The 13,425-nt window shown below is 68.8% G+C and carries 13 protein-coding genes; 5 read left to right on the forward strand and 8 right to left on the reverse strand.

The window, feature by feature from the left end; all coding sequences use genetic code 11:
* Positions 1–85: 85 nt before the first annotated feature.
* A complete protein-coding gene (locus OHZ10_RS16420; protein ID WP_174994169.1) occupies positions 86–865 on the forward strand; it encodes a helix-turn-helix domain-containing protein in 780 nt (259 codons plus the stop codon).
* 38 nt (positions 866–903) lie between these two features.
* On the opposite strand, the gene OHZ10_RS16425 is transcribed toward OHZ10_RS16420, so the two are convergent.
* The 4 genes from OHZ10_RS16425 to OHZ10_RS16440 all read right to left on the reverse strand — a co-directional run bounded on the left by OHZ10_RS16425 (position 904) and on the right by OHZ10_RS16440 (position 5,825).
* Positions 904–2,145 carry a multifunctional CCA addition/repair protein gene (locus OHZ10_RS16425; protein WP_059232974.1) on the reverse strand — a complete coding sequence of 414 codons (1,242 nt, stop codon included), beginning with the start codon at positions 2,143–2,145 and terminating at the stop codon, positions 904–906.
* Positions 2,142–2,789, reverse strand: a complete 648-nt coding sequence (locus OHZ10_RS16430; protein WP_059232973.1) for a glutathione S-transferase family protein — start codon at positions 2,787–2,789, stop codon at positions 2,142–2,144. Before OHZ10_RS16430 ends, OHZ10_RS16425 begins: the two co-directional genes overlap by 4 nt.
* Positions 2,790–2,855: 66 nt before the next feature.
* The gene (locus OHZ10_RS16435; protein ID WP_174994168.1) at positions 2,856–3,815 is read right to left on the reverse strand and encodes a complex I NDUFA9 subunit family protein; all 960 of its coding nucleotides are present in this window, start codon (positions 3,813–3,815) and stop codon (positions 2,856–2,858) included.
* A 57-nt stretch (positions 3,816–3,872) separates the two neighbouring features.
* Positions 3,873–5,825, reverse strand: coding sequence for a lytic transglycosylase domain-containing protein (locus tag OHZ10_RS16440; protein ID WP_256085341.1), 1,953 nt, complete (start codon positions 5,823–5,825; stop codon positions 3,873–3,875).
* Positions 5,826–5,833: 8 nt separating this feature from the next.
* Between OHZ10_RS16440 and OHZ10_RS16445 the strand changes: the two genes are divergently transcribed.
* Positions 5,834–6,442 carry a 5-formyltetrahydrofolate cyclo-ligase gene (locus OHZ10_RS16445; protein ID WP_059232970.1) on the forward strand — a complete coding sequence of 203 codons (609 nt, stop codon included), beginning with the start codon at positions 5,834–5,836 and terminating at the stop codon, positions 6,440–6,442.
* A gap of 74 nt (positions 6,443–6,516) precedes the next feature.
* On the opposite strand, the gene OHZ10_RS16450 is transcribed toward OHZ10_RS16445, so the two are convergent.
* Complete coding sequence (locus tag OHZ10_RS16450; protein ID WP_006483173.1) at positions 6,517–7,029, reverse strand: winged helix DNA-binding protein; 513 nt, start codon at positions 7,027–7,029, stop codon at positions 6,517–6,519.
* A gap of 148 nt (positions 7,030–7,177) precedes the next feature.
* On the opposite strand from OHZ10_RS16450, the gene pxpB reads away from it, so the two are divergent.
* Genes pxpB through pxpA form a run of 3 tightly spaced genes read left to right on the forward strand, consistent with a single transcriptional unit; the run spans position 7,178 to position 9,719 of the window.
* Entirely contained in the window at positions 7,178–7,834 is a 657-nt protein-coding gene (gene pxpB, locus OHZ10_RS16455; RefSeq protein WP_342703092.1) for a 5-oxoprolinase subunit PxpB, read from the forward strand.
* The gene (locus OHZ10_RS16460; RefSeq protein ID WP_059232968.1) at positions 7,831–8,898 is read left to right on the forward strand and encodes a biotin-dependent carboxyltransferase family protein; all 1,068 of its coding nucleotides are present in this window, start codon (positions 7,831–7,833) and stop codon (positions 8,896–8,898) included. The genes pxpB and OHZ10_RS16460 overlap by 4 nt, the downstream gene beginning before the upstream one ends.
* Before the next feature lie 56 nt (positions 8,899–8,954).
* Positions 8,955–9,719: a 5-oxoprolinase subunit PxpA gene (gene pxpA, locus OHZ10_RS16465; protein ID WP_034190296.1), complete on the forward strand. Its 765-nt coding sequence runs from the start codon at positions 8,955–8,957 to the stop codon at positions 9,717–9,719.
* A gap of 557 nt (positions 9,720–10,276) precedes the next feature.
* On the opposite strand, the gene OHZ10_RS16470 is transcribed toward pxpA, so the two are convergent.
* Genes OHZ10_RS16470 through OHZ10_RS16480 form a run of 3 tightly spaced genes read right to left on the reverse strand, consistent with a single transcriptional unit; the run spans position 10,277 to position 13,423 of the window.
* Positions 10,277–11,422, reverse strand: coding sequence for a TraB/GumN family protein (locus tag OHZ10_RS16470; protein WP_174994166.1), 1,146 nt, complete (start codon positions 11,420–11,422; stop codon positions 10,277–10,279).
* Positions 11,415–12,431 (reverse strand): peptide ABC transporter ATP-binding protein, encoded by a 1,017-nt coding sequence (locus tag OHZ10_RS16475; RefSeq protein ID WP_059232966.1) that lies wholly within the window; start codon positions 12,429–12,431, stop codon positions 11,415–11,417. The genes OHZ10_RS16470 and OHZ10_RS16475 overlap by 8 nt, the downstream gene beginning before the upstream one ends.
* Complete coding sequence (locus tag OHZ10_RS16480) at positions 12,428–13,423, reverse strand: ABC transporter ATP-binding protein (protein ID WP_174994165.1); 996 nt, start codon at positions 13,421–13,423, stop codon at positions 12,428–12,430. The genes OHZ10_RS16475 and OHZ10_RS16480 overlap by 4 nt, the downstream gene beginning before the upstream one ends.
* Between the last annotated feature and the right edge of the window lie 2 nt (positions 13,424–13,425).

Raw genomic sequence — 13,425 nt, forward strand, 5'->3', positions numbered from 1 at the left:
CGCGGTACAATGCGCGCGCCTCGTCGTCCCGGCGGCTGCACCGCCCTTCCGCCCGCGTCCCGACTCGTTGCCACGAAAGAGATTCATGGATTCAGACATCATGCGTATCGGCCAGCGCATTCGCCGCCTGCGCCGGGAAGCGAAGAAGACGCTGCTGGAAGTCGCGACCGAAGCGAAACTGTCGGTCGGGTTCCTGTCGCAGGTCGAGCGCCATCTCACGGGCATCTCGCTGTCGTCGCTCGTCAACGTCGCGAAGGCGCTGGGCGTGCCGCTCGGCGCGCTGATCGACCAGCCGCGCCAGGCGCAGCCCGATTCGCATGAAGGCAGCCGCGAGCCGTACGCGCTCGACGCCACGTCGCAGTGGTACGAGCGGCTCTCCACCACGTTCGACGGCAGTCAGATCAACGCGCTGAAGGTGCAGATGATGGAAGGCTACCGCTCGGAATGGGTGGCGCACGGCGGCGACGAATTCGTCTACGTGCTGGCCGGCCGCATCTGCTACACGGTCGGCAAGAAGGATTACCCGCTGACGCCCGGCGACTCGCTGCACTTCGACGCGCGCAAGCGGCATCGCGTGGCCAACGTCGGCGACGGGCCGGCCGAGCTGATCGCGGTCAGCACGCTGCCGCTGTTCGACGACAGTTGCGCAAAATTCTTGTCCGCGACGACGGAAATCCGGCAGTCGAAGCCCGGCGAGCCGCGTGTGAGCCGCCGCGCGCCGCTGCCCAAACAGGGCGATCGCGACGCGGATGCGGCACGGCCGGCCAAAGCCGGCGCGGCGGAAAAGAAGGCGTCGGCAAAGCCGCGCGCCGCCGCCGGCAAACGCCCGGCCGCCGCCACCCCGTCACGCAAGAAGAAATCGTAACGGCTGGCGGGCGCGCACGCCGCGCGCCCGTCCCGCGCCTATTCGCCGATCGCAAGCGCCTGCGCGACAGCCTGGATCCGCGCGCGATGCACGGCCTCCTTGATCTTCTCGGTATCGTTGCCGATGCCGCGCGCGATCGCGCCGGCGTCGACGCTGCGCGCGGCCGCGAGCGCGACGCGCAGCCGCTCGGCCTGCGGATACGGCTGCGCGTCGAGCCCGAGCCGCCCGCGCGCATCCGATTCGCATGCCTGCAGCAGCTCGGCGAAACGCGCCGGCTTGCGCAGCGCGTCGCTGCGCTCGAACAGCCGCACCAGCGCGGCCGCGCCCATCTCCATCACGCGATGCAGGTTGCCGTGCTCGCGCGCGACCACCAGCGCGAGATCGCGGCATTCGTTCGGCACCCGCAGCCGCTCGCACAACGGCTTGAGCAGATCGACGCTGCGCCCCTCGTGACCGACGTGGCGCGGCAGCACGTCGGCGGGCGTCGTCGCCTTGCCGAGATCGTGCGTGAGCGCCGCGAAGCGCACCGCCAGCGAATAGCCCTGCTTCGCCGCATAGTCGACGACCATCATCACGTGCACGCCGGTATCGACTTCCGGGTGGTAATCGGCGCGCTGCGGCACGCCCCACAGCGCGTCGACCTCGGGCAGGATGCGCGCGAGCGCGCCGCATTCGCGCAGCACCGCGAACATCCTCGACGGCTTCGCCTCCATCAGCCCGCGCGCGATTTCCTGCCACACGCGCTCGGGCACGAGCGCGTCGACTTCGCCCGCATCGGCCATCCGCCGCATCAGCGCGAGCGTTTCGTCCGCCACCGTGAAATCCGCGAACCGTGCGGCGAAACGCGCAATGCGCAGGATCCGCACCGGATCCTCGACGAACGCGTCGCTGACGTGCCGGAACACGCGCGCGCGCAGGTCGGCCTGCCCGTCGAACGGATCGATCACGGGCCCGACCAGCGCGCCTTCCGGGCTCACCTCGCGCGCCATCGCGTTGACCGTCAGGTCGCGCCGCGCGAGATCCTCGTCGAGCGTCACGTCCGGCGCGTAATGGAACTGGAACCCGTGATAGCCAGCCGCCGTCTTGCGCTCGGTGCGCGCCAGCGCGTACTCCTCCTGCGTCTGCGGATGCAGGAACACCGGGAAATCCTTGCCGACCGGCCGGAAGCCCTGCGCGGCCATCTGCTCGGGCGTCGCGCCGACCACCACGTAGTCGCGGTCCTGCACAGGCACGCCGAGCAATTCGTCGCGGATCGCGCCGCCTACTGCGTAGATATTCATGGCGTCGGCTCGTATTCGGCGATCACGTTCGTTTCGCGGCGCGCGGCGTCGATCCAGCGCTGCACGGCCGGCAGTGCCGTCACGCGTGCCGCATAGCCGGCCGCGTCCGGTGACAGGCCCGGCGCGTACGTGTTGAAGCGCATGACGACAGGCGCGTACATCGCATCGGCGATCCCGAATTCGCCGAACAGGAACGGCCCGCCCGACGCCTCGAGGCACGCGCTCCACAGCGCATCGATGCGCGCGACATCGGCGAGCGCGTCCGGCGTCGCGCCGCGCCCCGGCATCGACGCGCGCACGTTCATGCCCATCTGCGTACGCAGCGCCGCGAAGCCCGAATGCATCTCGGCCGACACGCAGCGGGCATGCGCGCGCTCGAGCGGATCGGCCGGCCACATCGGGAACTGCGGATAGCGCTCGGCGAGCGTCTCGGCGATCGCGAGCGAATCCCAGATCGCGATGCCGTGGTCGTCGATCAGGCACGGCACCTTGCCGGTCGGCGAGTATTCGCGGATACGCGCGGCCGTATCGTCGCGGCGCAGCTCGACCGCGATCTCGTCGAACGGGATACCGAAATGCGCGAGCAGCAGCCACGGCCGCATCGACCACGACGAGTAATTCTTGTCACCAATGACGAGTTTCATGACGGGGTTCCGGACAACGCGAAAAGGAAAGGGAAAGGGGCCGGACGGCGGCGCTCCGCGCGGGCGCTAGCGGCGCGAGCGGAACCAGTCGAACCGCGAGCGCTTCGTGGCTTCGCCGAGATACGCGGGTGCAATGCTTTCGAGACTCGCGGGCGAGATCCCGAGTTCCGGCGCGAGCGGCCCCGACAGCACGTTCGGCACCGACAACGTCGCGAGATTGTCGCGCGTGAGCACGGGCTCGCCCGGCAGGCATTCGAACACGCTCGCCTGCAGCCGCGCGAGCGCGTCGGGCAGCCGCACGATGCGTGCCTGCCGGCCGACCAGCGTGCCGCAATAGCGCACCAGCTGCTCGAGCGTATAGACGGTCGGGCCGCCGAGTTCGTAGGTCTTGCCGTGCGCGGCCGCGAGATCGAGCGTGTTCACGAACGCGCGTACGACGTCGCCGACGAACACCGGCTGGAAGCGCGCATCGGGCATCGCGAGCGGCAGCACGGGCACCGTGCGCTGCAGGTTCGCGAACGTGTTGAGGAACGCGTCGCCGGGGCCGAACACGACCGACGGGCGGAAGATCGTCAGCGCGAGCGAATCGGTCGCCGCGATCGCATGCAGCGCGGCCTCGCCGTCGCCCTTCGAGCGCTGGTACATGCTCGGGCCGTGCGAATCGGCGCCGAGCGCGCTCATGTGCAGCAGGCGCCGCACACCAACCTCGGTGCAGGCGCTCGCCAGCGCGGCCGGCAGCGCGACATGCGCGCGCTCGAAGCCGGGCCCGTACGGCGTACCGCGGCCGCCGTGCAGCACGCCGACCAGGTTGATCGCCGCCTGCGCGCCGGCGACGAAGCGCGCGAGCGTGCGCGTGTCGAGGGCGTCGAGTTCGACGATCTCGACCGGCAGCATCTGCAGGTGGCGCGCGTGGTCGCGCCGGCGCGTGGCGATCCGGACCTGCTTGCCGGCGTCGATCAGCGCATTGACGAGCCGGCTGCCGATGAAGCCGGTGCCGCCCAGCAGCGCGACGGTCTGGCGATCCATGTTCGGGACCTCAAAAGAACACTGCCGCGTCTCGCGCGGCAGTGTGAAGATTGCGTATCAGGGCGAGATCATGCCTAGGCGTTTCTTCAACGACTGCGGTTTGCCCTCGAAGAGCGCCGCGTAGTAGACGGTGTTCGACAGCACGTTCTTCACGTAGTCGCGCGTCTCGTTGAACGGAATCGTCTCCGCGAAGATCGCGCCTTCGACGGGCTGCGTCAACACCTGGCGCCACTGGCGCGGCCGGCCGGGGCCCGCGTTGTAGCCGGCGGTGGCGAGCACGGGCGAGCTGTCGAAGTTGTTGTAGATGTCCGCCAGATACCAGGTGCCGAGCTGGATGTTGGTATCGATGTCGTGCATCTGCGCGCGCGTGATCGTGCCCATGCCGAGCTTCTTCGCGACCATCTGGGCCGTTGCCGGCATCAGCTGCATCAGGCCGCCCGCGCCCACCGACGAACGCGCGCTGATGATGAAGCGCGATTCCTGGCGGATCAGCCCGTACGCCCATTCGACATCGAGGCCCGTCGATTGCGCATAGCGCTCGACGATATTGCGGTACGGCGACGGATAGCGCAGCGTGAAGTCGTGCTCGGCCTTCGTGCGGTCGGCCGTGTTGACCGTGCGGTCGAGCAGCTCGACGCGCTTGCCGTATTCGGCGGCCGCGAGCAACTGGCGATCGGTCATGCCGCGCAGCGGCCAGTTCCATTCGCGGTTGCCTTCGAGGCGCAGGTTCAGCCCGTAGAAGCGCTGCGCGAGCGCGAAGCCCGGAATCTTGCCCATCGCGTCGATCTCGGCGTCGCTCACCTTCGTGCGCGGCGGGATCGACGTGCGCTGGCCGAGCTCTTCACCGGCAAGCTGCCCGTAGAAGTTGAACTGGCCGGCGACCTGCTCGAATTCCTGGTTCGCCTGCAGCGTGTCGCCGCTCTGCTTGAGCGCGCGCGCATGCCAGTAGATCCAGGCCGGATCGTTGCGCAGCGACGGCGGCATCTGCTCGATCGACCAGCGCACCATCGGCCAGTTGCCGGCGAGCAGCGCGGCGCGCGTGCGCCATTCGTAGCCCGGGTTCGACAGCGGCGCATTCGCGGATTTCGCGTACCAGACCGATGCGAGCGGCGAGCGCTTGATCGCGCCCTGGTAGCCGATCGCACCCCACGCGATCGCCTGTTCCGGCTTGGTCAGCGACGGCGCGACCGTCGTCAGCATGCCGGCGGCTGCATCCGGATCGTTGCGCGCCATGCGGCCGAGCGCGATCAGCGCGAGCTGGTGCGACGTCGCGTCGGCGCCGACGCCGCGCGCGAGGTACAGCGGCGGCGCGCTCGTCGCCTGGTCGAAGCCGACCGGGCGCGGGCCGAGCGCGTCGACGATCTTGCCGCCGAGCGTCGTGTAGTTCTGCTCGTACGCGAGGCGTGCCTGCTGCCACACGTCGTCGCTCGTGAACTGCTGGTTGACGGTCAACGCGGTGATCAGGTCGACGCATGCGTCGCCGTAGTTCTTCGGCTCGACGAGCAACGCTCGCGCCGCATCGGCGACGTTCTCGCCACGCGCCGCGCGCGATTCGAGCGCATAGCACTTGACCTGCGTGTCGTCGTCGAGCACGAAGCGCTTGTACTGGTCGTCGAAGTTGCGCCAGTCGTGGCGCGCGCCGAGCACGAGCAGGTAGTCGTTGCGCAGGCGGTCGGCGATCGCCTGGCCGTCGTAGCGCTGCAGGAACGACTGCACGGGCGCGTCCGGCGCATCGACGCGCGCACGGCCCGTCGAATCGAACAACTGCGGCTTGATCTGGAAATACTCGACGTAGGACGGGACCGGATAATTCGGGATCATCGACGCAAGCTGCGCGGCTTTCGCGGCGTCGTTGCGGCGTGCGGCTTCGCGAAGCTGCACGAAGATCTGGTCATCCCCGGCGACCGTGTCGTCGCCCGGCGCGGCGCACGCGGCCGTACCCGCGACGAGCGCGGCGGCCGAAAGCGTCAGCGCGACCGCGCGATATACTCGGAAAAGGCTGTTCGACATCGTTTTGAATGGAGCACGAATTGAGCGAAAGCATAGCACGCAACCCTGTGCCGAACCCGAAGGTTGCGCTGCGCAAAACGCTGTCCGGCGCCCGTCGCGACGCCGCGTCGCAGCCCGCCGCGAACGCCGCGCTCGATGCGCGGCTGCGCGCGCTGCTCGACCGTCTGGCGCCGCGCACGGTCGGGTTCTACTGGCCGCTGCCGGGGGAATTCGATGCGCGCGATGCGGTGCTCGCGTGGTGCGCGGCGGGTGCCGGCCGGCACGCCGCGTTGCCGGTGATCGGCGAGCGTCACACGCCGCTCGCGTTCCATGCCTGGGACGCACACACGCCGATGCGCGAAGGTCATCACCGGATTCCGGAACCGGCGTCGGGAATCGTCGTCGTGCCCGACCTGTTGCTGATTCCCTGCGTGGGATTCGATCTGCAGCGCTACCGGCTCGGCTACGGCGGCGGCTACTACGACCGCACGCTCGCCGTGTGGCCGGGCGATGCGCTGCCCGTGACGGTCGGCATCGCGTATGACGCGTGCCGCGTCGATGCGCTGCCGGCCGAAGCGCACGATCTCGCGCTGCGCTGGATCGTGACCGACGCCGCGCTCTACCCGGCCGCCGGATGACGCGGCGCGGCGCGCCACGGTCGTCGCCGCTCGCCCGTCAGCGCCTGGCCGCGCGCAATGATTTCCGCAATCGTTTACAGCGACGCCGCCGCGCGTGCAGCCGTGTCGTAGAGGCCCGATGCGTGGCGCAGCAACTGCGCCGCGTCGCCGATCTGCTCGTTGGTGAGGCCGCTGTCCTTCAGCGTCTCGATCAGGCAGTGCTCGCGCACCTCGCGGTACTTCAGGCACAGGTCGCGGCCCGCGTCGGTCGCGAAAAAGAACACTTCCTTGCCGTTCTTCTCGCTCTTCACATAGCCGCGGGCGATCAGTTTTTTCAGCGCATAGGTCGCGACGTGCGTATCCTCGATATTGAGCACGAAGCAGATGTCGGCGAGCTTCTTCTTGCGTTCGCGATGGCTGACGTGATGCAGCAGCGATACCTCGACCGCCGTCATGTCCTTCGCGCCGGCCGCCGACATGCAGCGCACCATCCAGCGATTGAATGCGTTGCCCGCCATGATGAGCCCGTATTCGAGCTCCGACAGCTCCGCGCTCGAATCGGAAACGAGGTGTTCGGATGACACGATCTTGGTCGCAGGACGCTTCATGGAAAGGCGGCGCAAGCCGGGTGACAGGGTGTGCCGAGTGTACGCCAGAAGCCCCGGCATACACGCTAGGCGAAAACGCTTATTGGGAAGTTGTCGATATTTTATTGACAATGTGCGCTAACATTGCCGTCCGAACCGTGCCAGTCCGATGACGCAACCCCGCATTTATCCGCTCGGCGATGCCGCCCTCGTCTGCGAGGTGCCGCCGCCCGCCACGCTCGATTGCCAGCGCCGCGTCTGGGCCGTTGCCGAGGCCGCGCGCGCGTGGCCCGACGTGATCGACGTCGTCCCCGGCATGAACAACCTCACCATCGTGTTCGACGCCCTCGCCACGACCGCCGAATCGCTCACGCCCGCGCTGCGCGACGCGTGGGAGACGGCCGACGTCGAGCACGCGGACGGCCGCGAGGTCGAGATCCCGGTCGAATACGGCGGTGCCGCCGGCCCCGACCTGGCAGCCGTTGCCGCGCATACGGGCCTGGCGGCCGACGAGGTCGTCGCGCGCCATGCGGCCGGCGAATACGTCGTGTTCTTCGTCGGTTTCCAGCCGGGCTTCGCGTATCTGGGCGGCCTCGCCCCATCGCTGCACACGCCGCGCCGCGCGGCGCCGCGCCTCGAGGTGCCGGCCGGCTCGGTCGGCATCGGCGGCGCGCAGACGGGCATCTACCCGGCCACGTCGCCGGGCGGCTGGCAGCTGATCGGCCGCACGTCGCACGTGCTGTTCGATCCGGCGCGGCCGCAGCCGACGCTGCTGCTGCCCGGCGACCGCGTGCGCTTCACCATTGCCGGAGTCGACGCACGATGACCCAGAGCAACGCACCGGGCACCATCGAGGTGGTGCGGGCCGGCCCGCTGTCTACCGTGCAGGATCTCGGGCGCCGCGGCGCGCGCCATCTCGGCGTCGCGCAAGGCGGCGCGCTCGACGGGCTCGCGCTCGAGGTCGGCAACCGGCTCGTCGGCAACCGCCCCGACGCGGCAGCCGTCGAGATCACGATCGGCCCCGCCACGTTCCGCTTCACGCGCGCGACGCGCATCGCGATCACCGGCACCGAATTCGGCGCGACGCTCGACGGCCAGCGCGTGTATTCGTGGTGGAGCCTGCCGGTCGAGGCCGGACAGACGCTCGTGCTGCCGGCCGCGAAACGCGGGATGCGCGGCTACCTGTGCATCGCGGGCGGCATCGACGTGCTGCCGATGCTCGGCTCGCGCAGTACCGATCTCGCATCGCGCTTCGGCGGCCTCGCCGGCCGCACGTTGCGCGACGGCGACCGGCTCCCGGTCGGCGTGCCGCCGTCCGGCGCCGGCTGCCTCGCGGCCGATGCGCCCGAATTCGGCGTGAAGGCGCCCGCGTGGTGCGCATTCGTGCGCGTCGACGAGCCGCCGCGCCGCCACCGCCCCGCGCATGCGCCGTGGGCGATGCCGGTGCGGGTGCTGCCGGGCCCCGACTACGCATCGTTCGCGGCCGATTCGCAGCAGGCGTTCTGGGACGAGGAATGGCTCGTCACCGCGAACAGCAACCGGATGGGCTATCGCCTCGCCGGCGCCGAGCTCGTGCGCGAGCAGCCGGTCGAGCTGCTGTCGCACGCGGTGCTGCCCGGCACGATCCAGGTGCCGCCCAACGGCCAGCCGATCGTGCTGATGCACGACGCGCAGACCACCGGCGGCTACCCGAAGATCGGCACGGTGATCCGCGCCGATCTGTGGAAACTCGCACAGGCGCGGCTCAACCTGCCGATCCGCTTCGTGCGCACGACACCCGACGCCGCGCGCGCCGCCCTCGCCGCAGAACGTGCCTATCTGCGGCAGATCGACGTTGCGATCGACATGCGAGAAGAAGCGCGCCGCCGCGCCCAATCGCGCGCAGCGTGACAATGGCCGAAGCAGTAACGAAAGACGCGCCACGCAACCAGTGGACGAGGAACATCATGGAAATCGATCTGAATGCCGATCTCGGCGAAGGATGCGGATCTGACGAGGCGCTGCTCGACCTCGTCACGTCGGCGAACATCGCGTGCGGCTGGCATGCAGGCGGCGCGAATGCGATGCGCGACTGCGTGCGCTGGGCCGTACAGAAAGGCGTGTCGATCGGCGCGCACCCGAGCTTTCACGATCCGGAAAATTTCGGCCGCAAGGAAATGCAGCTGCCGGCCGGCGACATCTACGCGGGCGTGCTGTACCAGCTCGGCGCGCTGTCGGCGATCGCGCAGGCCGAAGGCGGGCGCATCGCGCACGTGAAGCCGCACGGCGCGCTGTACAACCAGGCCGCGCGCGACCCGATGATCGCCGATGCGGTGGTGTCCGCGATCCACGACTTCGATCCGTCGCTCGCGGTGTTCGGGCTCGCGAACAGCGTGTTCGTCGCGGCCGCGCGGCACGCGGGGCTCGCCGCGGTGGAGGAAGTGTTCGCCGATCGCGGCTACCGCGCGGACGGCTCGCTCGTGCCGCGCAGCCAGCCCGGCGCATTGATCGACGATGAAGACGCGGTGCTCGCGCGCACGCTCGACATGGTGCGCAACCGGCAGGTGCGCGCGCTGAGCGGCGAATGGGTGCCGCTCAATGCGCAGACCGTCTGCCTGCACGGCGACGGCCCGCATGCCCTGGCGTTCGCGAAGCGGATTCGCGCGGCGCTCGAGGCGGCCGGCGTCGACGTCGTCGCGCCCGGCGCGCTGCAGGCCGACGAAGGCGCGTGACGCGAATTCATCCCGCGCGACACTCGTTGCGCATATCGGCCGCACAAAAGAAAAAAGCGCCCTCGTGGCGCTTTTCCGTTGGCGCAATCGCTGCGGCTTCGCCGTCTGTCGATTCGCCCCCCGAAACCGTCTTTCGACGGTGACCGGAAAAATCTTCCGGATTAAAAAACGTCCGCCGCCGCCCGATCACTGCATTCCCCGGTCAGACGACGGAACGTCGCTTATCTGCAAGTCGGCCTGCATGCATGTGTTATCCGACGATGATTGGCCCCGCCGTGCATGCAGACTCTCCGCGGCCGGCACGTGCTTCACGTGCCGGCGACGCTCACCCCGCGCTTTATTTCTGCTACCCCGTAGAACTTATCTATTCTTTTCATTTTTTCAACTTGTGGGGTGAAGAATAGAGATTGGCAGAACGGGATGTCAATCGTTTTAAACGCTATTTTCCGACAATTCAAGGGTTTTCCTTATCGATTTGCACCGTCGATCAAGTGCCTCACGCAGGGCGCGCGATGTCAATCAAACAGGGGAAGATCAGTGCGAGCCGCCGGGCGCGATCAGTTCGCGTCGACCCGGTACCCTTGCTGGCGCAACAATTCGAGCACGCCGCGCGGGCCGCCCAGATGCAGCGCGCCGATCGCGACGAACAGCGGCCGGTTCGGGGCGGCGATTGCGGTCATTCGTGCAACGAAGCGCCGGTTGCGCTCGTACACGATCTTGTTGTCGATCGACGCCGACAACGCCTTCGAACGCGCGAGCCGCTCGCTCTTCGCAACGGCCCACGCCGAGATCGCATCGGCGTCGCCAATTCGCCACAGACGGTGCAGCGCCTTGATGTCGTCGGCATTCTGCGCGGGGGTCTGCACCATGTCCTGCGCGAGCATCTCGCGCTGCTCGGCCAGCGTCAGCCCGGTGAACGCGCGCATCTGTTCGGCGAGCGTCTCGAGCCCGATCACGCGGCCGCCCTTCTTCTTCAGGAACACGTTCTGCAGTTGCGCTTCGGTGCCGTACTCGGTCTGCAGGCCGGCCGACAACGAATCGTAAGTCTCGACGACGAGCGCCGCGAGCCACGGCCGCATCTTGCGGATCTCGGCGAGCGCGGCCGGGTTGCCGCGCAGGCGCGCCGCGAGCCGCTGCCACAGCGGTTCGGGCAGCAGCCGCTGCAGGCACGGGTAGCGGCACACGCCGTACTTCGATACATCGTCCTGCGATTCGAGCAGGTCGTCCGGCGACAGCTCGAGCGCGAGCGTCGGCGACGCGGCGAGCGCCGCGAGGATGCGCGGCCGGAACGGCTGCGCGCTCGGGTAATCGGACGGATCGCCCGTGTGCAGCGTGCCGAGCACGTACAGCGTGACGTTGCCCTTGGTCGCGACGTAGAACGGCATGCGCGCGGGCTGCACGCGCACGGTGCCGCGCGACACGGTGCCGTCCGTTACGGACGGCGCGTGGAAGCCCGGCAGGCTCATGCCGGGCGGCGGGACTTGCGACGGATGGATCGGTGAAGTGGCCGGCGCGCGCCCTTCGGCGCGCGCGGATTCGACGGGAACCACGAGGCTGGCTGCCACGCACGCGCCGGCCAGCGCCGCGCCCGTGACGGTACGCACGCTCCAGCGCCGCGCGTAGCGGTACGCGCGCATCACGCGCGCCCCGCTGGCCCCCGCACGACGCGCGCCGGACACGCGCGCCGCCAACGCTTCAGGCATTCGCCTCCCCTACCTCCTCGGCGCGATGGCATGCCACCTGCCGGCCATCGACCTCGCGCAGCTGCGGCTCCTCCGCGCGGCACCGCTCGACCGCGTACGGGCAGCGCTGGTGGAACGCGCAGCCCGACGGCGGATTGAGCGGCGACGGCAGTTCGCCCTGCAGCTTGATCTGCACGCGGCGGTCTTCCTCGAAGATCGCCGGCGTCGCCGACATCAGCGCGCGCGTGTACGGATGGCGCGGCCGCGCGTAGATGGTCGCCTTGTCGCCGAGCTCGGCGACGCTGCCGAAGTACATCACCATCACGTCGTCCGCGACGTGCTCGACCACCGACAGGTTGTGCGAGATGAACACGTAGCTCGTCTTGAACTGCTCCTGCAGATCCATGAACAGGTTCAGGATCTGCGCCTGGATCGACACGTCGAGCGCGGACACCGGCTCGTCGGCGACGACGATGCGCGGATCGAGGATCATCGCGCGCGCGATCGCGACCCGCTGGCGCTGGCCGCCCGAGAACATGTGCGGATAGCGCTTCGCGTGCTCGGGCCGCAGGCCGACCGTGCGCATGATCTGCGCGATGCGCTGCGCGCGCTCGGCAGCCGTCAGGTTCGCGTTGATCTCGAGCGGCTCGGCGAGCGTCTGCTCGACGGTCTTGCGCGGGTTCAGCGACGCGAACGGGTTCTGGAACACCATCTGCACGCGGCGGCGCAGGTCGGCGACCGTCTCGCGGCTCGCGCCGGCCACGTTCTTGCCGTCGATCGTCAGGCTGCCCGACGTGGGCGTCTCGATCATCGTGAGCTGGCGCGCGAGCGTCGATTTCCCGCAGCCCGACTCGCCGACGACGGCGAGCGTCTTGCCGCGCTTCAGCGAGAACGACACGCCGTTCAGCGCCTTCACGGTGCCCTGGCCGAACATCCCGCGCTTCACCGAATAGTGCTTCGCGAGGCCGTCGGCCACCAGGACGGCTTCATCGTCGTGCGACGCGCGAGGCGTTTGATTGACTGCATTCATCGTGCGCCTCCCGTCAGGTCGAGGTTGGAAACATTGAGCGGCTTGATGCAGCGTGCGCGCATCGCATCGTTGCCGGACACCAGCGTGTCGAGCGCCGGCCGCGCCTTGCTGCAATCGTCGACGACGTACTTGCAGCGCGGCGCGAACAGGCACCCGGACGGGCGATCATCGCGGCCCGGCACCATGCCGGGCAATGCGGCAAGGCGACGCGCCCCCTTATTGTGCTCGGGAATCGCCGCGAGCAGCGCTTCGGTGTACGGATGATGCGGCGCACGGAAGATATCGGGCACGCTGTTGGTCTCGATGATCTCGCCCGCGTACATCACCGCGACGCGCTGCGCGACCTCCGACACCACGGCCAGGTCGTGCGAGATCAGCACGAGCGCCATCCCGCGTTCCTTCTGCAGCTTCACGAGCAGATCCATGATCTGCGCCTGGATCGTCACGTCGAGCGCGGTGGTCGGCTCGTCGGCGATCAGCAGCTTCGGGTTGCATGCGACGGCCATCGCGATCATCACGCGCTGGTTCATCCCGCCCGACATCTGGTGCGGGAACGACGTGATGCGGTTCTTCGCATCGGGAATGCCGACCTGGTCGAGCAGTTCGAGCGCGCGCCGGTTCAGCGCGTCGCCGCGCAGGCCTTCGTGCAGCTTCAACACCTCCTTGATCTGGTAGCCGACCGTGTAGCTCGGGTTCAGACTCGTCAGCGCGTCCTGGAACACCATCGCGATGTCCTTGCCGACGATCTTGCGGCGCGCCTTCGGCGACGCCTTCAGCAGGTCGACGCCGTTGAACGTGACCTCGTCGGCCGTCACCTTGCCCGGCGCATCGATCAGGCCCATCAGCGCCATCATCGTCACGCTCTTGCCCGAGCCCGATTCGCCGACGACACCGACCACCTCGCCCGGCGCGATCGACATGTTGATCCGGTCGACAGCGGGCAGGCCGTTGAAGTTCACCGCGAGATTGCGGATGGTCAGAAGATTGCTCATGG

It is taken from the genome of Burkholderia arboris, assembly GCF_038723655.1.
GTDB lineage: Bacteria > Pseudomonadota > Gammaproteobacteria > Burkholderiales > Burkholderiaceae > Burkholderia > Burkholderia arboris.

Bases quoted from the DNA above. Each gene is read 5' to 3' on its own strand.
- OHZ10_RS16420 (WP_174994169.1), top strand. From the start codon at position 86: ATGGATTCAGACATCATGCGTATCGGCCAGCGCATTCGCCGCCTGCGC.
- OHZ10_RS16425 (WP_059232974.1), bottom strand. From the start codon at position 2,145: ATGAATATCTACGCAGTAGGCGGCGCGATCCGCGACGAATTGCTCGGC.
- OHZ10_RS16430 (WP_059232973.1), bottom strand. From the start codon at position 2,789: ATGAAACTCGTCATTGGTGACAAGAATTACTCGTCGTGGTCGATGCGG.
- OHZ10_RS16435 (WP_174994168.1), bottom strand. From the start codon at position 3,815: ATGGATCGCCAGACCGTCGCGCTGCTGGGCGGCACCGGCTTCATCGGC.
- OHZ10_RS16440 (WP_256085341.1), bottom strand. From the start codon at position 5,825: ATGTCGAACAGCCTTTTCCGAGTATATCGCGCGGTCGCGCTGACGCTT.
- OHZ10_RS16445 (WP_059232970.1), top strand. From the start codon at position 5,834: ATGGAGCACGAATTGAGCGAAAGCATAGCACGCAACCCTGTGCCGAAC.
- OHZ10_RS16450 (WP_006483173.1), bottom strand. From the start codon at position 7,029: ATGAAGCGTCCTGCGACCAAGATCGTGTCATCCGAACACCTCGTTTCC.
- pxpB (WP_342703092.1), top strand. From the start codon at position 7,178: ATGACGCAACCCCGCATTTATCCGCTCGGCGATGCCGCCCTCGTCTGC.
- OHZ10_RS16460 (WP_059232968.1), top strand. From the start codon at position 7,831: ATGACCCAGAGCAACGCACCGGGCACCATCGAGGTGGTGCGGGCCGGC.
- pxpA (WP_034190296.1), top strand. From the start codon at position 8,955: ATGGAAATCGATCTGAATGCCGATCTCGGCGAAGGATGCGGATCTGAC.
- OHZ10_RS16470 (WP_174994166.1), bottom strand. From the start codon at position 11,422: ATGCCTGAAGCGTTGGCGGCGCGCGTGTCCGGCGCGCGTCGTGCGGGG.
- OHZ10_RS16475 (WP_059232966.1), bottom strand. From the start codon at position 12,431: ATGAATGCAGTCAATCAAACGCCTCGCGCGTCGCACGACGATGAAGCC.
- OHZ10_RS16480 (WP_174994165.1), bottom strand. From the start codon at position 13,423: ATGAGCAATCTTCTGACCATCCGCAATCTCGCGGTGAACTTCAACGGC.